This is a genomic window from Flavobacterium ardleyense, from assembly GCF_033547075.1.
In the GTDB taxonomy this organism is placed as follows: Bacteria; Bacteroidota; Bacteroidia; order Flavobacteriales; family Flavobacteriaceae; genus Flavobacterium; species Flavobacterium ardleyense_A.
On sequence record NZ_CP137891.1, the window covers coordinates 265,914 to 287,390 of the forward strand.

19 protein-coding genes are annotated in these 21,477 nt (G+C 36.6%); 7 read left to right on the forward strand and 12 right to left on the reverse strand.

Annotated features, from left to right (window positions below; translation table 11 throughout):
• Positions 1-1,789: 1,789 nt before the first annotated feature.
• Positions 1,790-3,025: an ABC transporter permease gene (locus SBO79_RS01180; protein ID WP_318641217.1), complete on the reverse strand. Its 1,236-nt coding sequence runs from the start codon at positions 3,023-3,025 to the stop codon at positions 1,790-1,792.
• An 88-nt stretch (positions 3,026-3,113) separates the two neighbouring features.
• Here SBO79_RS01180 and SBO79_RS01185 point away from each other — a divergent pair, with 88 nt between their 5' ends.
• Together SBO79_RS01185 and SBO79_RS01190 are read left to right on the forward strand one after the other, a co-directional pair.
• Positions 3,114-4,364 (forward strand): exo-beta-N-acetylmuramidase NamZ family protein, encoded by a 1,251-nt coding sequence (locus tag SBO79_RS01185; protein ID WP_318641218.1) that lies wholly within the window; start codon positions 3,114-3,116, stop codon positions 4,362-4,364.
• Positions 4,365-4,427: 63 nt separating this feature from the next.
• Positions 4,428-4,655, forward strand: a complete 228-nt coding sequence (locus SBO79_RS01190; protein ID WP_318641219.1) for a hypothetical protein — start codon at positions 4,428-4,430, stop codon at positions 4,653-4,655.
• A gap of 61 nt (positions 4,656-4,716) precedes the next feature.
• Here SBO79_RS01190 and SBO79_RS01195 read toward each other — a convergent pair whose 3' ends face one another.
• A complete protein-coding gene (locus tag SBO79_RS01195) occupies positions 4,717-5,211 on the reverse strand; it encodes a YkgJ family cysteine cluster protein (RefSeq protein ID WP_318641220.1) in 495 nt (164 codons plus the stop codon).
• 108 nt (positions 5,212-5,319) lie between these two features.
• Here SBO79_RS01195 and SBO79_RS01200 point away from each other — a divergent pair, with 108 nt between their 5' ends.
• Positions 5,320-6,036, forward strand: a complete 717-nt coding sequence (locus tag SBO79_RS01200) for a class I SAM-dependent methyltransferase (RefSeq protein ID WP_318641221.1) — start codon at positions 5,320-5,322, stop codon at positions 6,034-6,036.
• Positions 6,037-6,310: 274 nt separating this feature from the next.
• Here SBO79_RS01200 and SBO79_RS01205 read toward each other — a convergent pair whose 3' ends face one another.
• From SBO79_RS01205 to SBO79_RS01235, 7 genes are all read right to left on the reverse strand, one after another.
• Positions 6,311-6,943, reverse strand: a complete 633-nt coding sequence (locus SBO79_RS01205; RefSeq protein ID WP_318641222.1) for a 7-carboxy-7-deazaguanine synthase QueE — start codon at positions 6,941-6,943, stop codon at positions 6,311-6,313.
• Between the two features lie 399 nt (positions 6,944-7,342).
• A complete protein-coding gene (locus SBO79_RS01210) occupies positions 7,343-9,010 on the reverse strand; it encodes a tetratricopeptide repeat protein (protein ID WP_318641223.1) in 1,668 nt (555 codons plus the stop codon).
• An 8-nt stretch (positions 9,011-9,018) separates the two neighbouring features.
• Positions 9,019-9,930, reverse strand: coding sequence for a PstS family phosphate ABC transporter substrate-binding protein (locus SBO79_RS01215; RefSeq protein WP_318641224.1), 912 nt, complete (start codon positions 9,928-9,930; stop codon positions 9,019-9,021).
• A gap of 237 nt (positions 9,931-10,167) precedes the next feature.
• Positions 10,168-10,971 carry an energy transducer TonB gene (locus SBO79_RS01220; RefSeq protein ID WP_318641225.1) on the reverse strand — a complete coding sequence of 268 codons (804 nt, stop codon included), beginning with the start codon at positions 10,969-10,971 and terminating at the stop codon, positions 10,168-10,170.
• Positions 10,972-11,004: 33 nt separating this feature from the next.
• Positions 11,005-11,553, reverse strand: a complete 549-nt coding sequence (locus SBO79_RS01225) for an ExbD/TolR family protein (RefSeq protein WP_318641226.1) — start codon at positions 11,551-11,553, stop codon at positions 11,005-11,007.
• A gap of 17 nt (positions 11,554-11,570) precedes the next feature.
• Positions 11,571-12,185 (reverse strand): ExbD/TolR family protein, encoded by a 615-nt coding sequence (locus tag SBO79_RS01230; protein ID WP_318641227.1) that lies wholly within the window; start codon positions 12,183-12,185, stop codon positions 11,571-11,573.
• 71 nt (positions 12,186-12,256) lie between these two features.
• Positions 12,257-13,078, reverse strand: coding sequence for a MotA/TolQ/ExbB proton channel family protein (locus SBO79_RS01235; RefSeq protein ID WP_318641228.1), 822 nt, complete (start codon positions 13,076-13,078; stop codon positions 12,257-12,259).
• Positions 13,079-13,379: 301 nt separating this feature from the next.
• On the opposite strand from SBO79_RS01235, the gene SBO79_RS01240 reads away from it, so the two are divergent.
• From SBO79_RS01240 to SBO79_RS01250, 3 genes are all read left to right on the forward strand, one after another.
• The gene (locus SBO79_RS01240) at positions 13,380-14,909 is read left to right on the forward strand and encodes a helicase HerA-like domain-containing protein (RefSeq protein WP_406600236.1); all 1,530 of its coding nucleotides are present in this window, start codon (positions 13,380-13,382) and stop codon (positions 14,907-14,909) included.
• 144 nt (positions 14,910-15,053) lie between these two features.
• On the forward strand, positions 15,054-15,419 hold the full coding sequence (locus SBO79_RS01245) for a cupin domain-containing protein (RefSeq protein ID WP_318641229.1): 366 nt from the start codon (positions 15,054-15,056) through the stop codon (positions 15,417-15,419).
• 42 nt (positions 15,420-15,461) lie between these two features.
• Complete coding sequence (locus SBO79_RS01250) at positions 15,462-16,727, forward strand: NAD(P)/FAD-dependent oxidoreductase (RefSeq protein WP_318641230.1); 1,266 nt, start codon at positions 15,462-15,464, stop codon at positions 16,725-16,727.
• A gap of 4 nt (positions 16,728-16,731) precedes the next feature.
• On the opposite strand, the gene SBO79_RS01255 is transcribed toward SBO79_RS01250, so the two are convergent.
• The 3 genes from SBO79_RS01255 to kynU all read right to left on the reverse strand — a co-directional run bounded on the left by SBO79_RS01255 (position 16,732) and on the right by kynU (position 20,579).
• Complete coding sequence (locus tag SBO79_RS01255; protein WP_318643379.1) at positions 16,732-18,072, reverse strand: FAD-dependent oxidoreductase; 1,341 nt, start codon at positions 18,070-18,072, stop codon at positions 16,732-16,734.
• 117 nt (positions 18,073-18,189) lie between these two features.
• Positions 18,190-19,275, reverse strand: a complete 1,086-nt coding sequence (locus SBO79_RS01260) for an agmatinase family protein (protein ID WP_318641231.1) — start codon at positions 19,273-19,275, stop codon at positions 18,190-18,192.
• A 29-nt stretch (positions 19,276-19,304) separates the two neighbouring features.
• Complete coding sequence (kynU, locus tag SBO79_RS01265; RefSeq protein ID WP_318641232.1) at positions 19,305-20,579, reverse strand: kynureninase; 1,275 nt, start codon at positions 20,577-20,579, stop codon at positions 19,305-19,307.
• Between the two features lie 101 nt (positions 20,580-20,680).
• Between kynU and SBO79_RS01270 the strand changes: the two genes are divergently transcribed.
• Positions 20,681-21,412, forward strand: coding sequence for an SIMPL domain-containing protein (locus SBO79_RS01270; RefSeq protein WP_318641233.1), 732 nt, complete (start codon positions 20,681-20,683; stop codon positions 21,410-21,412).
• Positions 21,413-21,477 lie beyond the last annotated feature (65 nt).

Below are 21,477 nucleotides of genomic sequence, written 5' to 3' on the forward strand. Positions count from 1 at the left end.
CTTTTCGTCTCTCGCAAGTAATTGGTGAAAATAATTTGAAAATAAATTTTCAATGTTTTCTAAACCTCATAACTCACTCAAAATGTCTCAAAGAACTTGCTCCCTTTCGGCTGGCAAATGTAAATCGAAAATTAGAATCTCACAAATTTTATTCTATCTAAATTACTCTAGATTTAAAACTTATTCCTTCTAAAATTTCAAATAACTTCTGCGCCATTGCGGGTGCAAAACTACTACTTCTTTCTAGATAAACAAGCAGAATTTTGTAATAAAATATAATTATTTTGTAAGACCTTGATTTAAAGATTGAAAGATTGAAAAATTGAAAGATTGAAAGATTGAAAAGAGCTAAAGGAAGCAACATTACGGAATTTAAGACTTGTAAAGTCCTGAAAACTTTACAAAGCGACTTTGGCGAATTTATAAACCTACGGAAATTGGGTCGAAAATGGTTTGAATTGTTGGAATGTGGCAAAACTTGTGGTTTATAAAATCGTCCCGATGGGACTTGGATGGCTTTTCACTTTTTTTAAATCCAAGGTTAAAACCTTTGGGCTACAATAAAGCCGTCCCTATGGGACTGAGGAATAAAAGTGGATGTGGGATTTTAATAATAATTCTAGTCCTTATATATCAGCATTGTTGGAAAAATCACATTAATTGTCGCGATCCTACAAATCCTGTGTGTCATAAAATCGTCCCGATGGGACTTGGATGGCTTTTCATTTTTTTAAAACCCAGGGTTGAAACCCTGGGCTACAATAAAGCCGTCCCTCTGGGACTGAGGAGTGAATGGTGGCTGTTGAATGATGATTTTTTGGATGATTGTAGTCTTTATGTATAGGAGACAAAAATCTTACGAATATTATTTTAAATCTGGCCGTGTGTAACGTTATGGTTTATAACATCGTCCCGATGGGACTTGGATGTCTTTTCATCTATTATTAAACCCAGGGTTGAAACCCTGGGCTACAATAATGCCGTCCCTCTGGGACTGAGGAGTGAATGTGGTTGTGGGATTTTAGAGGCGATAATTCTAGTCCTTATATATAGGAAACAAAAATCATATAAATTGTCGCGATCCTACAAAACCTGTGTGTCATAAATTCGTCCCCATGGTACTTGGATGACTTTTCATTTTTTAAAAACCAGGGTTGAAACCCTGGGCTATATTATGTCGTACCTCTGGGACTGAGGAATGAAAATGGTTATGGGATTTTAATAATAATTCCATCCCTTATATATAAGCATTGTTGGAAAAATCATATTAATTACCGAGATACAACAAAACTTGTGGTTCATAAAATCGTCCCCATGGGACTTGGATGTATTTCATCTATTATTAACCCAGGGTTGAAACCCTGGGCTATGAGATCAGTCGTCTCGATGAGACTGAGGAATGAATATGGCTGTGAAATTTTAATGTGGTAATTCTAGTCCTTATATAGACAACAAAAGTTTTATGAAATTATTCTAAATCTGGCGGCGTGTAACGCTTGTTGTTTACAATATTGTTCATTTGGGACTGGGGAATGAAATAACAACCATATTCGGTTAACGACAGTTTGTGTAATTAAAATAACATTTCGGAAATGTCGAGGTCCCGCAGCCCCGATAGGAACGGACCCGAGCGAAGCGAACTGGCGAAGCAAATCCCGGCTTGGGAATTTGCCTTTTGGTAGCAGCGACGGGAAAGAGCGACCAACGGAAGCTCCTTGCCCGACGACTGCTACGGCAAATGCCCATGCCGGATTGAAGAGTATAGCGGGAATAGCTGCCAAAAAAGAATTTAAGAAAAACGTATGGCTTGAACCGGCGAAATCTTGGTAATAATATAGCTTGGAATTAGCAAAATGATTAAGCAAAAGAACATTGTCCCTATATTGAGGGCAGCGATATACCACCAATTGATAACTACTGGCGCTTGGTCTACGTAGTAATTCTCAGGATTGAGAGTCACTACGCCAGTGTATTGCTGAATTAATAACAATCCTATACCTATTAAATTTCCCCAAAATAGTCCTCGAACTATGAGGTAGAATGCATTGTACAAAAAGATTTTTCGGATAAATGCATTGTTGCCACCAAGCGCTTTTAATATTCCGATCATTCTGGTGCGCTCTAGAATAAGGACCAACAACGCAACCGCCATATTAATTGTGGCGACAAGAATCATTATTCCAATAATAAGAATGATATTGAAATCGAATAGTTTGAGCCATTCGAAAATAAATGCGTATTTGCTGGTAATGCTTTGAGTATCGAGGGTTGATCCGATTTCGCCATATATTTCCTTTGACTTGCCCTCAATATTTGAGAAATCATCAATAAAGACCTCAAACGCCCCAATCTGGTTTGGCTTCCATTTATTGATACGCTGTACGTGGCGAATGTCGCCGACGATATAAGTACCGTCAAATTCCTTGAGTCCGGAGTTGAAAATCCCTACGATTGTAAAAACTCTGAGATTTGGCCGCTGATTATTCTGATCCTTCATAAAGAAGGTGTTGAATTTGTCGCCCAACTTTAATTGCAAGCGATTTGCAAGGTGTTGGGAAATGAGGACTTCGGAATTTAAATCTTCGGATAAATTGGGAATTTTGCCTTGAATGATATATTCGTCAATATTTTTCCATTGAAAGTCCTTGCCTACTCCTTTGAAAACAATTCCTTCGAAAGCGTTCTCCGTGCGAATAATTCCAGCTTTGGATGCGACGGCCTGGATATGGGAGACTCCTTGAATGTTTTTGAACTTTGGATAGAAAGGTTGATTAATATTAATTGGATTAACGGATACTTCGGATTGATTATCATCAAAGTTGGTAATACTCACGTGGCCGTTGAAAGCCGAAACCTTTTCGCGTATCTTTTGCTGCAACCCCATACCCGCAGCAACCGAAACAATCATCATCAGCATTCCGATAGCTACTGCGGCAATTGCAATTTTTATAATTGGTGCAGAAATACTACTTTTATGCTCTTTGGCGTTAATAAGTCTTCTGGCGATAAAGTGTTGTAGATTCAAGAGGGTTGCTTTTATTTTGAACTACAAATATACTGAAAGTTTGGGCACTGCATATTTGGCTATCATTACAATTCTAACACAAATTTTTATGAATTTTATTCCTAACTCGACGCTCGTATTTTTGATGAGTATCGCAACGTTGATTTCTTGTGCAAATAGTAAGAAGAAACACGATAATAATATTGTTGATAAACCACTTACAGCCATTAACGTGGAGGTTACACAAGAGGTGCTAAAAGAGCAAATAATAACAGGCGCTGAAAACTCTACAAAATATCTTCCACTACTTGCCAACAAAAAAGTAGGAATTGTGACAAATCAGTCTGGAACAGTTAGAATCGCTAACGAAAACAAAACAGTTAGTCTTGTAGACTTTCTTATTGAAAACAAAGTTAATGTTCAGAAAATTTACGCTCCAGAGCACGGATTCCGTGGTACTGCAGATGCGGGTGAACATATTGTTGATGGCAAAGACAGCAAAACTGGCCTTCCGATTATTTCGCTCTATGGCGACAATAAGAAGCCAAAACCTGCGCAACTTGCAAATATTGATGTGATGGTATTTGACCTTCAGGATGTAGGCGCGCGTTTCTACACTTATATTTCGACTCTCCATTATATTATGGAGGCTTGTGCAGAAGCAAATATTCCACTAATTGTTTTGGACAGACCCAATCCGAATGGTGGCATTGTTGACGGTCCCGTTTTGGATATGGCTTATACGAGTTTTGTTGGAATGCACCCAATTCCTGTTTTGCATGGAATGACGATGGGCGAATATGCCAAAATGATAAATGTGCAAAAATGGCTTAAAAATAAAGTTGAATGTAGGCTGACGGTAATTCCGTGCGAGAACTATTCGAAAAAAATGAAGTATGATTTACCTGTAAAACCTTCGCCAAATTTACCAAATGCGCAGAGCGTGAATCTCTATGCGAGTCTTTGCTTTTTTGAAGGAACTAATGTGAGCGTAGGTCGCGGAACTGAAAAGCAGTTTCAAATTTATGGTTCACCATTTCTAAATAAAAATGGTTTTAGTTTTACACCACAGCCGAATGAGGGTGCAAAAACGCCTCCGTACAATGGAGTCAAATGTTACGGTGAAGATTTATCTCAAATTGCACTTCTAGATAAGCTGGAATTAAAGTGGCTACTTAAAGCTTATGATGAAACGGCAGATAAGTCCAAATTCTTTAACTCCTTTTTTACCAAACTTGCTGGTAGCAAAAAACTGCAAGAACAAATAGAAGCCGGTATGTCTGAGGAATCTATCAGAAAATCCTGGGAGAAGGACTTGGCAAGTTTTAAAATAATAAGAAAGATTTATGAAATCTATTAAAATTGTTCAAGGAACTTTTCTTATTTTAGTGAAAAATTTAGCTAACACCAAAAAAACCAAACTATGAAAACAGCAGAAATACTTTTGAGCTATATGGATAGCCTTCAAGAGATCATTCATATTGTAGACTCTTATATAGAAAGAGGAATGGAAATAATGAGAAACATTAAAAGGTGGTTGGAAAGAATAATCGACTATGTTGAAAAAGGGATCGATGCACTTGTAGAATCTGTAGGTGGTCGCAGAAAACAAGTTGAGGATCATCTAACCGAAGATTATTTATTCGTATAATTAATTCACTAATAAGGGCCGTCATTACTGACAGCCCTTATTTTTTTGACCATTATTTTCACTAAAGTGGAATTTTCTTTTTCATTGCCTCTACAATATTATAGGCTGCGGGACAGATTGGTATATTTTGCAAGGTGATTGCTGCTATCTGCTGAAACTTATGTCTATCGGTGTGTGGAAATTCGCGACACGCTTTGGGGCGCACCTCATAAATGCTACACTTATTATCATCTCCCAAAAAATGACAGGGCACAGATTGCAGTACATAATCGTTATCTTCATCAACTCTTAGAAACTGGCTGATAAATTGCTGAGATTTCATTCTGAAATGTTTTGAAATCCTCTCAATGTCTGCCGATGTAAACAGTGGACCAGTAGTTTTGCAGCAATTGGCGCAATCAAGACAATCTGTTTTCTTAAATTCGGACGTGTGCAATTCTTGCATTTGATAGTCCAAATCGCGAGGGGGTTTCTTTTTTAATTTATCAAAATACTTTTTGTTTTCGATATGCTTATCTTTGGCGAGCTTTGGAAGTTCGTTTAAAGTAGGTTTCAATTTTTGTTTTCTAAAGTTGATTCTGCAAAAGTAGTGACTCAAAGTTTTAAATATTACAGAAATAACAAATAATGACGATTTCAAATCTTCATTGCTCACAACATTATTATGAAAGACCTCTTTGGTAAAGCGATTTTAGATTTTCAAACCAATAACAATCCTGAAAACATCATCACTGAAACTTCCATTTCTGAAGCTGACGAAATGAGCGTTTCATATTTATTTAGATCATTTGACGAGATGCCGAAGATTGAGCAGAAAGCTTTGGAGTTGGCATCTGGAAAAGTTCTTGATGTTGGTTGTGGAGCAGGCAGTCACAGTTTATATTTGCAAAAGGAGCGTAATCTAGATGTTGTTTCTATTGACATTTCGAATAATGCAGTTTTGGCTTGCGCCGAAAGAGGACTCGAACAATGTTACGTGCAAGATTTGATGACCATGACAGACGAAGACGGCAAGTATGATTCGATTTTGCTATTGATGAACGGCTGCGGACTGGCTGGAACTATGAAAAAGCTGCCAGCATTTTTGCAGAAGCTAAAGTCTTTATTGAATGTAGATGGTCAAATATTAATTGACAGTTCAGATATCATCTATATGTTTGACGAGGATGAAGACGGCGGAAGATGGATTAGCAATGAAGCGGAATATTACGGCGAGGTTACTTTTGATATCAGCTATAAAGGTGAAAAAGAGGACACCTTTGATTGGTTGTATATTGATTACAATACTCTGCAGAATGCCGCTTACGCGAATGGACTAAAAGCCGAAATGATTCTAGAAGGCGAGCATTATGACTACTTGGCAAAATTGACGCATCTTTAAAAGGTAATTTCAAATCCATTGATTTACATTTTAAACTATTATAAAAATGCTTTCGCTAATGGTCTAAAGAGATAAGTAATTCTTGAAGATGAGCATTATGACTACTTACCTAAATTGTTGAAAATTTAAAAGATAATTTCTATTCTCTTATTTTACATTTCAAATTAGTGGAAGAATGCTTTCGCGAAAATACTAAAACTTGAAATGTCTTTTTAAAATGCTTTTTAGACCCTCTAAAACGATTGGCAGAATATGAAAATATCTCACAAAGACTTTAAGGAATATTTAGAAATTTATGTGTTTGTAGCGAAATTCTCCATTTTGGATTATTCATTACGTAGTCAACGATAAGCGGTGTCATCTCGTCTCGCTTGCTCCATTCTGGTTGCAGGAATAGAATCGCATTTGGATTAGTACGAGCTGCTTGCTCTTCGGCAAAGATGAAGTCGTGTTTGTTAAAGATAATTACTTTTAGCTCATCTGCTTTTTCATACACAGATTCGGTTGGAAGTTTATTTTTCTTCGGCGATAGGCAAATCCAGTCCCATACACCTGATAGCTGATAGGCTCCCGAGGTTTCGATATGAACTTTCATTCCTTTTTCTTTTAATTTTTGTGTAAGCGGAGCCATATTCCACATTAGTGGTTCGCCACCTGTAATGACTACTGTATTTGCTTGTGCAGTTGCGGTTGCAACCATGGCGTGAATATGGGTGGGTGGATGAAGATCCGCATTCCAACTTTCTTTGACATCGCACCAATGACAGCCAACATCGCATCCGCCAACGCGAATAAAATAGGCTGCGGTTCCGGTGTGGAAACCTTCTCCTTGTATTGTGTAAAATTCTTCCATCAGTGGAAGCATTGTACCTTGGTCTACTTGGTCTTGGGCGCTTTTTGTCAACATAATTTTTTAATATTTTGCAAAGGTATGCAATTGCGTTGTGAGATTCTTTAACTTTAGCAAATCATTATTTAAGTCTTTTAAATCTAAAAGAAGTATCGCATTCTGAATTTTTTAGAGCAAGTCGTCTAGTTTGACGGTGATTTTGCGAGAGGGATGGCAGCGGACCCGAGCATTTGCGAACTGGCGAAGCAAATCCTTTCTTGAAGCGTTGCGGAGCAAAAGCTTTAAGAAAGATTGGGAGTGGAAAGCCCGACCTGCGCCGCATTGAAGGTCCTTCTTTTACGAAAACGTTCTGGCGCAGGTCTCACCCACAAAAGAATTCCGAAGATTAAAGCGGTTTATTAAAACAACAAAGCCGACAAAAATTGTCGGCCTTGAAAGATTTGTATAAAAACAGTCTTATTTAAGAGACTGAATAGATTGAGTTGCATAATTATTTGCAGGATCTAAGGCAAGTGCTTTATTGAAATATTCAATAGCTTTTGTTTTATCTGAATTTGCATAATGTGCTCCAATATTGTTGTAAGCTTCAACTGCTTTTACTTTATTAGCTTCCATTTCTTCTGGACCTTTTTCTTTTACTACTTTCAAGAAATCTTCATAGTATTGAGCCATCATCTCATCTTTCTCTAATAATTTATTGGTTCTAGCTCTAAAAATGTATGCATCGGCCGTAGTTGGTGAAGCGGTAATTACATTTCCAAAAGCTTTATCCGCCTTTTCTAGAGCTAACTTATCAACTTTTACAACATCTTTTCTTGTATTAGCGTAATAAATTGAGTTTCCTAAATATAAATTATCAATTAAAAAGTTTGGTGATTGAGGATTAGAAGTCGCAATTTCAAAAATCGCAGCTGCTTTATTAAAATCTCTATTTGTATACGCTTCTTGTCCTAATTGATTTAAATCGGCTGTGGTAGTTGGCTCAAGTTCAACTGCTTTTCTGATATCGGCTATACCTTTTTCGTACATTGCTGTATCAGTTTTCCCTTCTACTTCCGAAGATTTTTTAATTTTTGCCAGACCTAGGTACAAGTAATCTCGTCCAATAATCTTGTTTGCTGGATTTGAAATATATTCATTTAAAGATGAAATAGCAAGATCTGTATTTCCATTTTCGTAAGCTGCATATCCTAAATAGCGTTTGATTCGTGGATTAACTTTATCTAATTTCTGCATAGCAATTGCTTCTTGCTCCAGTGCTTTATAGTCGCGGGCAAGAATCAGGAAATCTGCATGACGCATTCTCGAGTCTAACGAATAATCTGTAAGTGACATATATTTGTCATAAAACCCTAAGGCTATCTTGATATTTGCATCAAACTTACTTTTGTCATTTGCTCCCCATTTGTAATAAGTTTCAGCAAGTTCACGGTAAACAGGACCATATGATTTATCTATTGCGATAACTTCATTAAATGATTTAATCGCTTCATTATATGCTTTTGCACCTTTAAGCAAAACACCGAGTTGCATTTTTGCGCGAAGCAATTTGTCATCTAGCCTAAAAGCATTTCTGTAATTAGAGTATGCCTCATTTTGATTACTAAGACCGTAATAGGCATCTCCTAGTGCCAAATAAACCTGAGCATCTTCTGGATTTGCCATCTTTGCTTTGTTCAAAACTTCGATCGCCTTGTTGTAATTTGGTTTATCAGCATTCATATAAGCTCTCGCTACATACACCAACTCCTCAGTATCCTTGCGTCTCATCTTTTGCGTTGCTTGATCAAAATTTGAAACCGCAGCAGCTATATTATTTTTATTGAGCTCAATTTGCCCCAAACCAATATAGTTCATTCTGTTGTCTTTGCCTGCCGCAAGACCTTTGTCAAAATAAATTTTTGCCGAGTCTACTTTTTCTTCACGCAAATATTCGCGACCTAAGAGGTATGCAGCTCTACCATCATTTTCATTTGATTGTATAATTGATTTCAACATTGTTTTGGCAGTATCATATTTCTCAGCATCCACAGCTTTGGCTGCTTGATTAATATCTTGTGCGTTCATTACAAAACCAGTCGCTAGAAGGGTCATTGTAACCATTTTCATTTTTGTATTATTCATAGTAGTATTTATTTCTTTTCTACGTTAATAGTCTTTCTAAGTATCAAATTTCTTCCAGGCATTCTTGTTGGCAGCAAACCTGCTTTCAAAATTATTCTCTGTCCACGTTCACCTGCAACAAATGAGGCAAAACCCATTCCGAGTCCAGCTCTTCCTTGTATATTTACTATAAACAAATCACGTGCCAAAGGGTACGAACGTTCTGCGAGATTGTTTTGCGTTGGCGCAATATACTTGTCAGAGTTAAGACCTTTAACGCTAAGAATGTGGACGTTATCAATGTACTTTTGCATATTTGGAGAAGGTTGCAGAATCCAATTTATTCCAATGACACCAATCATTCCCTTATTCTCTGACACATATTTTACAACTTCTTCATTTGTCTTAAAGGAGAAAACATTTTTAGGAATCTCTTTTCCAATATTTGCCATTTCTAAAATCTGTCTGGCGATACTTGAATTTAAATTGTCAAATACGATTCCATCGACTCCAGCTATATTCTCTCCTTTCAGAAAGCTTACTACATCAGACAAGGCTATAATTGTGTCGTTACTTGATTTATTTGCAATCAAAGCAATTGCATCTATAGCAAATTTAGTAACTTTTGGAGTAACTTTTCTATTTTTAAAAACGCCTATTTCCGTATCACTAAGATCTCTCGCCAATACTGCAATCTGTACAGAATCTTGCATTAATGCGTTAACTACCTCCGATTCGGAACTAGCTTTTAAATTAATGGTGGCTTTATAAGCATCTTGAAAAACTTCTACTTGATCCTGCATTATTGGCAGAATACTTTCATCTACAGCCACGGTTGCCTCACCGGTAAGGACGGTTTCTCTTCCTTCTTCTTTATCCTTACAAGAAATAGCAGCAAGAATAACAATCGAACAAGCTAGTACATTCCAGATATTTTTCATAATTATAATATTAAAATAGTTATTTAAAAAATCTTAAAAATCGTATGAAGGCATAAACAATCAAAAGTATACCGAAAGCCATACGATAGGCTGGCTGTAAATTTAGTGGGAATTCTTTCCAGAAAATCACAATTAATCCCAGCACTAAATATACCAGAAAAAACAAAACACCTATAATGAGAAGAAATCGCTCTTTGGGCGATTTCTTCATTTCATTTCTTTCGGAAAATCGGCTCATTAATAAGCAGATTGTATTGTAATAGGCAATGAGTACTGAACTCTAACCTTTTTACCGTTTTGTTCTCCTGGTGCCCATTTTGGAGATTTCTTAAGTACTCTAATTGCTTCGGCTGCAGTACCAAATCCAATGTCTCTAACAACTTTAATATCTGTTAAAGTTCCATCTTTCTCAACTACAAATGTTACCAAAACTTTCCCTTTTAATCCTTCTTCTTCTGGGGCTTTAAAGTTATTACCAACAAATTTGTAGAAGTTGGCAATACCACCTGGAAATTCAGGTTTTTGCTCAATTCCTGCCGTGCTGTAAATTTTAGTATCTTCTCCTCCTGTAGCGTCGATTGGACCCTTCCCTACTGGTTCGATTGTCAATTTTGCATCAGGATCACCCTTAATAGTTTCGTCTCCAATTTGCTTTTTGACGATGTCTTTAATTTTTGGTGGTTCTTCTACAACTTCTTCTGCTTTTGCAACCACTGGTTTCACAAATTTCACCTGATCAACTCGTGGAGGTGGTGGCGGTGGTGGTGCAAGAGGCACTATTGGTTCTTCAATCTTTTTAGGCGGCAATTTGATTGTCACGATTTTCTTGTCCATATCTTCTTCAACTACCACTTTATCTTTACCCATAAACTTGGATATCATAGGAGTTGCAACAAGAAAGCTAAAAATTAGAACACCCAATAATAGCGCTTTTAAAGTTGTACCTGGGTTTTGAGTACGCAAATCATACGCGCCGTACGTTTTGTTTTTACCCTCAAAAACAAGATCAACCCATTTTTGTTTAAATATGTCTAATTTCATCTGGTTTGTTTTTTAGGTTATTAGGTTAAAAAATTATTTCCCACCTTCTAACACAGTCACTTCTTCTGGCGAGATATCAACAATTGCATATGTAGGAACATCTGCTATTGCCATTTCATCTAATACATCAACCAAGTTTCTGTAATTTGATTTCTTACTCGGCTTGATAATAACTATTAGTCCTTGCTCTGGTTTACCTTTATTCGTAGAATACTGCAAAACCTCCGCCTTTCTTTTAATTAACTCTTTTCTTAAACCATCTCTACCATAAGCAATTTTTGCTGGTGCCATAGGAGTATTCATAATACCCATATAATATTGCAATTGATTATCTGCCCCCAGTAATACGGTCATTGTACGATTCTCATCGACTTTGAATTCGGTATCTACTTTTTCATCTTTGTCTGGCATACCCAAATCCATAGATTGAGGTTTTGATAGAGAGGTAGTTAGCATAAAGAAAGTAATCAATAAGAATGCCAAATCCACCATTGCAGTTAAGTCAACTTTCGAACTTAGTTTTTTACTTCTAACTTTGCCGCCCTTTTTTCCAGAGTCGCCTCCGCTATTTAATTCAGCCATTGTTTATCTTTTTATTTTTAAAAATCTTTTCCTCTCAAGCCCGTTACCAGATTAAAGCTATTCACTTTCTGCTCTTGTAACATATCAATAATTTGTTTAATTTCAGGATACTGCTCTTCTGCATCTCCTTTTATCGCAAATTGTAACTGCTTGTCTGCCAAATCAATGTTAGCTTGACGTGCGCTTCTAATCCAGTCTGCTAATTGATTATTTAGAGAATCTTTAGGAATTGTACTTTGTGATCCTTCTTCCATACGCTCGGTATTAGACATCGCGATCACAGATTTAAGCTGTTCTATTGGGACTCCAAATCCTTCGATAAGAGAAAAACGTTTCTTCTCATTTTCAGAAAAAGTAACTCCGTACTTTTCACCCATTAATTCTAACGTTCGCACTCTAACATCTCCACCTACAACGCCGAAGAACACTTTTCCTTTTCCGATAGTAATTGTTGCTAGATCAGTATCTGGCAACTTTGTCTGTACACTAGATACTGGTGTATCTACTGCCAACGGTTCTGGTTGTTTTGCGGTTGCAGTTAAGATGAAGAAAGTAAGCAGTAAGAAGGCAACGTCGCACATCGCAGTCATATCGACAGCGGTCGCATTATTTCTCGTTTTTACTTTAGCCATTTTAAATATTTAAAATTAGAAAAAAATGAGGCTATAATTTTATAACCTCAATTTTTCAAATTATTTTTTAATTAGTTTTTTAAGCTTCCTCTTGAACGTCTGTACGTGTTTACAATTGTAGAACTCGCTTCGTCAATTGCATAAGTAAGAACGTCAATTTTAGATGTAAAGAAGTTGTAAGAGATAATTGCTAATGCAGAAGCAAAAATACCAGTTGCAGTATTAATAAGTGCCTCAGAAATACCATTTGCAAGCGCAGCTTGATCTGGTGCTCCAGAAGTAGCAAGTGCACCAAACGCTGTAATCATCCCCATTACCGTTCCTAGAAGACCAGCTAATGTTCCTAGAGATACTAAAGATGACAATACAGTCATATTTTTCTCCAACATAGGCATTTCTAGAGAAGTAGCTTCTTCTATTTCTTTTTGAATTGTTTCAGCAGCACTTTCACTATCAAAACCTTCTTTCTTAACTTCTTGGTATTTAATCAGTGCTGAGCGAATTGCATTTGCAACTGAACCTTTTTGTTTATCACATTCAGCAATTGCACCTTCTATATTACCAGCGCTAATTTCTGTTTGTACCTTTGTCATAAATTTATCTAAACTTCCTGTACCTGTAGCTTTAGAAATTACGAAGAAACGCTCAATTGAGAACACAACTACCATAAGTACTAAACCAAGAAGAACTGGTACAATCTTTCCTCCTTTATAAACCATCCCTAAAAGATTACCCGCTAAAGGATGTCCTGTATTGTCACCATTTTCGAAGTTAGCAGGATTACCCATGATATATCTCCAAATCAAAGCTCCCATTCCGATACACGCAACGATTACAATTAAAGAAAATATATTTCCTCCTGTAATACCAACTTCTTTTTTAACTTTTGCCATTTTTGTAAATTTTAATGTTCTTTTGATTAATGTTTAATTATCAGTTTGATTTTTTTGATAGGAGCAAATTTAAATTTTTACTTCATATAAAAAAACTTTTTTTACTTTTATTATGATGTGACAACATTACCGTAACATACGAAACATTGCAATAACAATAGAAATGCAATCCATTTTCAAACTTGACCTCAAACAATAACGGCACTATTATAATTTTATTAGAGCTGCTAAGAGTGCTGAGCAATTTTTGAAGTATCTTGCAGTGTCGAAACTATATTCCTAACTTTAAAAACACGCATATATGGAAATGTCCGCAGAGTTTATTAAGCACATTATTTCAGGCTACACTCACAAAGGCAGAAGTATTACTTTGGGATCTGCAATGTTAGACGGAGAAGTCATATCGGAGGCTTGCGTCAACATTCCTTTAAAAACACTCAACAGACACGGGCTAATTGCGGGCGCCACCGGTACAGGTAAAACCAAGACAATTCAAGTATTGTCTGAACAATTATCCGCACAGGGAGTGCCGGTATTAATGATGGATATAAAAGGTGATTTTAGCGGAATTGCTAAGGAAGGAGAAGAGAAATCTTTTATTACTGAGCGAATGCAAAAATTAAACCTCCCTTTTACGCCTCAACCCTTTCCTACCGAATTACTGACACTCAGTGAACAAAATGGCGTGAGACTTCGCGCGACAGTTTCTGAATTTGGTCCAATTTTATTTTCACGAATTCTAGATTTAAACGACACGCAAAGTGGAGTGGTTTCTGTCCTATTTAAATTTTGTGACGATCATAAAATGCCACTGTTAGACTTAAAAGACATCAAAAAAGTTCTAAATTATATTAATGAAGAGGGTAAGTCTATAATTGAGAAGGATTATGGCAGAATCTCAACGGCTACGACCGGAATAATTTTAAGAAAAATTATTGAATTAGAACAACAAGGTGGTGATATTTTCTTTGGTGAATTATCATTTGATATCCACGATTTAATGAGAATAAATGATAAAGGACAAGGCTATGTTAATGTTCTTCGCCTCACCGACATTCAAGATAAACCCAAACTGTTTTCAACATTTATGCTGAGTTTACTGGCTGAAATTTATGAGCAGATGCCAGAGAAGGGCGATGCCGAACAGCCAGAGCTTGTAATTTTCATTGACGAGGCGCATCTTATTTTCCAAGAAGCAAGTAAAGCGTTGCTAAATCAGATCGAGACAATCGTAAAACTCATACGCTCAAAGGGAGTAGGAATTTTCTTTATAACGCAGAATCCAATGGATGTGCCTTCGGGAATTTTGGCGCAATTGGGATTGAAAATTCAGCATGCTCTGCGGGCTTTTACTGCAATAGACAGGAAAGCCATAAAGATGACCGCAGAAAATTACCCACTTTCAGATTACTATAAAACGGCTGAAGTTCTTACTTCCTTAGGAATTGGTGAAGCACTGGTCACTGTACTGAATGAAAAAGGAATTCCCACTCCACTCGCGGCAGTAATGATGAGAGCTCCAGAGAGCAGAATGGATATTCTTACCACTTCTGAGATTGACGAAATAAACCATAAGTCAAAACTAGTTCGGAAGTACAGTGAAGTAATTGATAGAGAAAGTGCTTACGAAATTTTGAATAAGAAAATTTCTGAAATGGAGGTTGCAGCAGAAGAGAAACAGGCTCAAGAAGAGAAAGCAAAACCTCAAAAATCCACCTCGAGTGAGACAACTATGAGTCCGGCCGCAAAATCTGTAATCAAAGTTGTAACGAGTGCCACTTTTATAAGGGGCTTTTTTGGCGTGATGAGCAAATTAATGAAGGGAAAGTAAAAGCGTAAAACTATCTAATTTAATGAAGTTGAGTTACCACAATCAATTAAAGTTTTGTGAAGCTGCTTTTGAATTGGATATATTATCGCGAATTTTAAATTTTAAGATAAAATCTACATTGGCTACCATCAAAAAATATTACTTATGAAAAACTATTTTATTCAATCTAAGCCTTTTGTTGTTCCAACAACTGACGGCAAACACATAGAGGAACACCACGGTCTTGCGACAACTAATAATAAAGATCTATCAATTGCCTTTATGATTGCTCCTCCTGGATGGTCCGAGCCATTTCAGAAACCAGATTTTGATGAATATACTTTTATTATAAAAGGTAGAAAACAATTTATTGTAGATGGCGATGTGTTAGTATTAGAGAGTGGACAATCTATCAAAATCGGTAGAGGTGCTCAAGTACAATATTCCAACCCGTTTGATGAAGCATGTGAATATTTGTCAATTTGTACACCGGCGTTTTCTATCCATAATGTAAACCGAGATTTGGAATAGATATACTACTAAAATTTAAATACTTGAACAAAATTTCAAATTATGACTTCATCAAAAAGAATAATTATTGTGGGAGCTGGTTTTGCAGGATTGCGATTGGCTCAAGATTTGGAAAAATCTAAATACGAGATTCTACTTATTGACAAAAACAACTACCATCAATTTCAACCTTTAATGTATCAGGTAGCCACAGCGCGTCTGGAACCTGCAAGTATTGCTTTCCCGTTGCGAAAAGTTTTTCAGCATTCGACAAATGTTCGTATAAGGATTGGAGAAGTAGAAAGTGTGGATATTTCTGCGAAAAAACTGTGTACTAGTGCCGGAGATTTCTCTTATGACTATTTGGTAATGGCACAGGGTTGTACAACTAATTACTTTGGAAATAAAGAGATGGAAAGGCACGCTTTCCCGATGAAATCAGTTCCGGAAGCATTACAACTTCGAAACAGAATTTTAGAAACTTTTGAGGAAGCTGTTTCAAAAAGCGGCGATGAACTGCAGGCAATTCTCAATTTTGTAATTGTTGGCGGCGGGCCTACAGGTGTTGAACTTGCTGGAGCTTTAGCCGAAATGAAAACCAACATCTTACCTAAAGATTATCCAGACAAAGATTTCTCAAAACTTACCATTTACGTCATTGAAAGTGCTCCGAATGTTTTGAACGTAATGAGTGAAGACTCCAAGAAAGCTGCCAAAGAATATTTAATCGAAATGGGCGTCACGGTAATGAATAATACGCTAGTAAAAGAATATGATGGAACCACAGTGTTGTTGGGTGATGGATCATCTATTGCCGCAAAAAATGTTATTTGGTCGGCAGGAATTACAGGAAATCAAGTAGCAGGATTTCCTGAAGAAGTTTACACAAGAGGTGGTCGCATGGTCGTAGGTCGCTACAACGACGTAATAGGATTAGACGATATTTATGCCATAGGAGACATATCTTGGATGGCTACTCCAAAATATCCAACAGGACATCCCCAAGTTGCTAGTGTAGCAATAGAACAAGGGAAGGTTTTGTCAAAGAATTTTAAAAAACTTTCTCACGCTACAATTCTAGAAGAATTTGAATACCACGACAAAGGATCAATGGCAACAGTTGGAAAACGTAAAGCTGTAGTTGATCTACCTTCTTTTAGTTTTCAGGGACGACTCGCATGGTTAACGTGGATGTTTGTGCACCTTATGTTAATACTTAGTGTGAAAAATAAATTAATTACTTTTATTAATTGGGCATCAAGCTATTTTAGCAATGATAGCACTCTGAGAGTAATGATAAAACCTGCTACAAGAAAAGCTGATAATTAGGTTATTAAGATTCGAGCAGTTCAATTATTTTCTGCTCGATTTCTTCTGTTTTCCAGATATTTTCGATGTTGTCTATCTTCATAATTTGATCCATAATTTGATCTTGTTTATCTCCAATAGTCAAAGCTTCAGAATAAGGCCGATGACTAAAGGTTACTCGACTGTATAATGGCATCCACTTTTCGGGATATTTTTCTGAGAAATGTTTTTCGATTTCTTTTTGCAGTAGAAACTTCTCGCTTGCAGTATCAGAACTCATCTCCATAAAATTTCGATACGACAACTCTGCAATTGCATCAGCATTTGGTTTACGACTTATTTGATATTCTGAAAATACTCTTAGCCAATCATCACCATATTTCTCAATCATTTCGTTAAGGACACTAATGTCCTCAAATCCGGCGTTCATACCTTGACCATAAAAAGGAACAATTGCATGGCAAGCATCTCCTATCAAAGCAACTTTGTCGTGGTATGTCCAAGGATAGCATTGCATAGTAACTAATGAGCTGGTTGGATTCTTGAAGAAGTCTTCGGTAAGATTTTGAATTGCATTGATGGTATCTGGAAAGTTTTTTAAAAAAAAGTTTTCTACAGATCGCACATCGGTCAATTCTTCAAATGAATTCTGACCTTCAAACGGCATAAATAACGTACATGTGAAACTTCCGTCTAAATTGGGCAACGCAATCAACATATATTCGCCTCTAGGCCAAATATGCAGAGAGTTTTTATTTAGTTTATAAGTTCCATCGGGATTTGCAGGAATATTTAATTCTTTATATCCAGTTGAAAGAAAATTTTGCTGGTAATTAAACATATTTTGACGCTGCATTCTATGACGAACTCTAGAAAAAGCTCCATCGGCACCAAAGACTATATCGTACTTTAACGGAGTCCATTCTCCTTCTTCCTTTTCACCTATATGCAAAGTAGCGGTAGCAAGTGTAACATCCCAAATTCTAGTATTAAAGTAAAATTCGGCACCTGCTTCTTCTGCAAGATCGATCATTCTTCTGTTCAGAACACCTCGGGAGATACTATAAATAGCCTCGCCATCTTTTCCGTAATATTGAAACTTTACATTCTCATCCGTATGTATAGCGCGTTTATCCATCGGAATTGCGATATCACGAATAGCATCGCCAATACCAACATAATCTAACGCCTTCCAACCTCTGTCTGACACAGCAAGGTTTATGGAGCGTCCTGATAAACTTAACTTTCGAATATCTGGGCTCCGGTCAAAAACGTGAACTGTGTGATTGTATTTTCTAAGATAAATTGCCAATAAAGACCCTACTAATCCTGAACCTACAACTGCAATCTTTAATGGTGTCTGCATATATCTAATATGAAATGATAATGACTCAAACGCTAATGTGTCTGAATGTTGTTTTTGAAAAAAATCTACCAATAATTATTATGTTTAGTGGCAGATCTAAATGTATCTATTTGATTGTTAACTTCTTTTGAAATTAATTTTATTACCTACTGCCATTTTATTATTCTTTGCTAAAATTCCGCACATATGAAACAATAATCGAGATCCAACGTTGCCGTCCCAGTCGTCCTCGCCTGGCGAAACTTCTACTAGGTCAAAACCTATAATCTCCTTTCCGCTATCGGCAAGTTTACTCAGCAAATAAGTAGCTTCTTCAAAGGATAATCCTCCTGGAACAGGCGTACCTGTATTTGGACAGTACCAAGCTTGAAGTGCATCAATGTCAAAACTGATAGCTACTTTTTGCGGAAGCGCCGCAATTATGATATCACACTGCTCATCCCACGTTATTCCAGAGAAGCTGTCACTCTTTATATCCATATCTGTGTGCACTACTACTCTATCTGCTAGAGCAACCTCAACTTCTTGCTCACAGAAATCTCTAATTCCAACCTGCACAATTTTTGATATTTGAGAAATCTTTAATGCATTGTACATTATCGATGCGTGCGAATTTTCAAAACCTTCGTATGCTTTTCGCAAATCCATATGAGCATCAAGATGTAATAGCCCAAAATCATCGTGCATCGTTGCTAGAGCTTGATAATATCCTAGAGGTGTGGAGTGATCCCCACCTAAAAGCACCACTTTCTTACCTTGATTTGCCCAATAAAGTACACGATCTTTCACTTCTGAATTAAAGGTACTACAAGCTTTATTGATATCTTCTAAATAAGCCTGCAATTTTGGTTTTTTCGAGATTTCTTCTCCATTTTCTAACGCACTAATTATTGGCTGAGCCAACGCTTTAAATCTCTTACTTTGACTGGCCCACTCCTCTGTCTGTTTGTTTTTATCTAAATAAATTCCGAGTTTCCACAATTCAGGAAATTGTTGATGGTGTAAATCTACCTGAAACGATGATTCTAAAATAGCATCTGGTCCGTCCGAAGCTCCAGCGCCGTAACTAACGGTAACTTCCCAAGGTACTGGAATAATGATAATTTCACATTCTTCTGCAGTAAAAGGCAGTCCAAATATATTCTGATCCGCTAATCCTGGCTGAGAAGGATCAAAATTTTTTATTTTATTTTCTTTGTTCATAGTAAATTTATTAATTTTTAAAAAAAAATTTATTTAGCGAGTCCAGCTTTCAAGATTTGTCCAAAGTTGTACATATCTTCAAAAGAGCAATACAACGGAACAGGGGCAAGTCTAATAACATTTGGTTCACGCCAATCTGTAATAACACCATTTTCCATCAAATAATCAAACAACGCACGACCTTCGCCATGAAGCAAGATTGATAATTGCGAAGCTCTTTCAGTTGGATTACTTGGTGTAATTATTTCGAAGTTTCCTCCCACCTCCTTTTCAACTTCATGTAAGATAAATTCTAAGTACGCAGTAATTTTATCTCTTTTTTCGATTAATGCATCCATTCCAATTTCGTCAAACATTTCGCATGATGCCAAATATGGAGCTAATGATAAAATGGGAAGATTACTAATTTGCCATCCATCTGCTCCATTTACTGGATTAAAATTGGGTTCCATTTTAAAGCGTCTTTCCTTATTGTGTCCCCACCAACCTGCAAATCGATTTAGACTTTTATCGGTATGATGACTTTTATGTACAAAAACTCCCGATGCATTTCCTGGTCCTGAATTCATATATTTATAAGAACACCAAGCCGCAAAATCAACATTCCAATCATGCAATTCAAGCTTGATATTACCCGCCGCATGTGCAAGATCCCAACCTACGTACGCTCCGGTCTTATGTGCAGCTTCGGTTATAGTTTTGATATCAAAAACCTGTCCTGTATAATAATTAACTCCGCCAATCAAAACCAACGCAAGTTCATCTCCAACTTCTTCAATTTTTGCTAGAACATCTTCAAGGCGAATATTATGTTCTCCTTCCCGTCTGTCAATTTCTACTATCGCATCAGATGGTTTATATCCATGGAAGCAAACCTGACTTTGAAACATATATTGATCAGAAGGAAAAGCTTTTGATTCGCAAATTATCTTAAATCTCTTAGGAGTAGGTTTGTAAAACGTAACCATCATCAAATGCAGGTTGACCGTCAAAGTATTCATTACGGTAATTTCTTCTGGTAATGCCCCTACAACCTTACTTAAAGGATTTGCAAATCTTTCGTGATAATCCCACCACGGTTTATTGGCATAAAAGTGCCCTTCTACCGCAAGGTTTGCCCAATCGTCCATCACCTCATCAACATAGGCTTTTGCCCGAGTTGGTTGCAGCCCGAGGGAATTTCCTGTGAAGTAAATCACTTTTTCACCTTTTACTTTTGGAAATATAAACTCACTCTGATATTTCTGTAATTTGTCCTCTTGATCACATTGTTTTGCGAAAGATTTTGTATTTTTAAATTCCATACTATTTTTTTGATGTTTGTAAAAATAAGAAAAAATAAGAATGTACGTTTAGTAAATACAGACAAACAGCATGGACTTTATAAAACTTCAAAAAATACCGAATGAAAAACTACATTAGTGTCGGCATTATTGCATTATCGATCTTGATTGCTTCATTATTATTTACAAACGCTTTTACCAACCGAAATAAAAGCAGCAACACAATCAGTGTTACGGGATCGGGAAATCAGGATTTTACTTCAGATTTGATTGTCTGGAGTGCATCATTTTCACAAAAAAGTATGGAGCTCAAAGATGCTAACGGCGCCATTGATAGAGACAGACAGCAAATAAAATCATATCTATTAGGAAAAGGAGTTCCCGAAGAAGAAATAGTTTTTTCGGCGGTAAACTTCAATAAAGATTACCGTTATACCTATAATCAAAATGGCGGAACTCAAGAGCAAATATTTACAGGTTATAATCTAACTCAAACGGTGACGGTTCAATCGAAAAATGTTGATAAAACCGAAAAAATTTCCAGGGAATCAAGTGACTTAATTAACTCCGGAATTGAATTCTACTCAAATGCTCCAGAATATTACTATACAAAACTCGCTGCGCTTAAAATTCAAATGATTGCCGAAGGAACTAAAGATGCCAAAGCGCGTGCACAAAGTATTGCCGAAAATGCGGGTGCTTCACTAGGCAATTTGAAAAAATCTGATATGGGTGTTTTTCAGATTACAGGTCAAAATTCATCTGAAGATTTTACTTATGGTGGATCATTCAATACAGTTTCAAAAAACAAGACTGCTAATATTACCGTAAGATTAGTTTACGAGGTGGAATAGCATCACCTATTATGTTCCACAAAAAATCCCGATTCACATCAATTGCGAATCGGGATCTTTTTTAC

Coding starts and splice junctions, on each gene's coding strand:
- SBO79_RS01200 (WP_318641221.1), top strand. CDS start 5,320: ATGAAAGACCTCTTTGGTAAAGCGATTTTAGATTTTCAAACCAATAAC.
- SBO79_RS01210 (WP_318641223.1), bottom strand. CDS start 9,010: ATGAATAATACAAAAATGAAAATGGTTACAATGACCCTTCTAGCGACT.
- SBO79_RS01270 (WP_318641233.1), top strand. CDS start 20,681: ATGAAAAACTACATTAGTGTCGGCATTATTGCATTATCGATCTTGATT.
- kynU (WP_318641232.1), bottom strand. CDS start 20,579: ATGGAATTTAAAAATACAAAATCTTTCGCAAAACAATGTGATCAAGAG.
- SBO79_RS01220 (WP_318641225.1), bottom strand. CDS start 10,971: ATGAAATTAGACATATTTAAACAAAAATGGGTTGATCTTGTTTTTGAG.
- SBO79_RS01185 (WP_318641218.1), top strand. CDS start 3,114: ATGAATTTTATTCCTAACTCGACGCTCGTATTTTTGATGAGTATCGCA.
- SBO79_RS01215 (WP_318641224.1), bottom strand. CDS start 9,930: ATGAAAAATATCTGGAATGTACTAGCTTGTTCGATTGTTATTCTTGCT.
- SBO79_RS01255 (WP_318643379.1), bottom strand. CDS start 18,072: ATGCAGACACCATTAAAGATTGCAGTTGTAGGTTCAGGATTAGTAGGG.
- SBO79_RS01245 (WP_318641229.1), top strand. CDS start 15,054: ATGAAAAACTATTTTATTCAATCTAAGCCTTTTGTTGTTCCAACAACT.
- SBO79_RS01230 (WP_318641227.1), bottom strand. CDS start 12,185: ATGGCTAAAGTAAAAACGAGAAATAATGCGACCGCTGTCGATATGACT.
- SBO79_RS01260 (WP_318641231.1), bottom strand. CDS start 19,275: ATGAACAAAGAAAATAAAATAAAAAATTTTGATCCTTCTCAGCCAGGA.
- SBO79_RS01205 (WP_318641222.1), bottom strand. CDS start 6,943: ATGTTGACAAAAAGCGCCCAAGACCAAGTAGACCAAGGTACAATGCTT.
- SBO79_RS01190 (WP_318641219.1), top strand. CDS start 4,428: ATGAAAACAGCAGAAATACTTTTGAGCTATATGGATAGCCTTCAAGAG.
- SBO79_RS01235 (WP_318641228.1), bottom strand. CDS start 13,078: ATGGCAAAAGTTAAAAAAGAAGTTGGTATTACAGGAGGAAATATATTT.
- SBO79_RS01250 (WP_318641230.1), top strand. CDS start 15,462: ATGACTTCATCAAAAAGAATAATTATTGTGGGAGCTGGTTTTGCAGGA.
- SBO79_RS01225 (WP_318641226.1), bottom strand. CDS start 11,553: ATGGCTGAATTAAATAGCGGAGGCGACTCTGGAAAAAAGGGCGGCAAA.
- SBO79_RS01240 (WP_406600236.1), top strand. CDS start 13,380: ATGGAAATGTCCGCAGAGTTTATTAAGCACATTATTTCAGGCTACACT.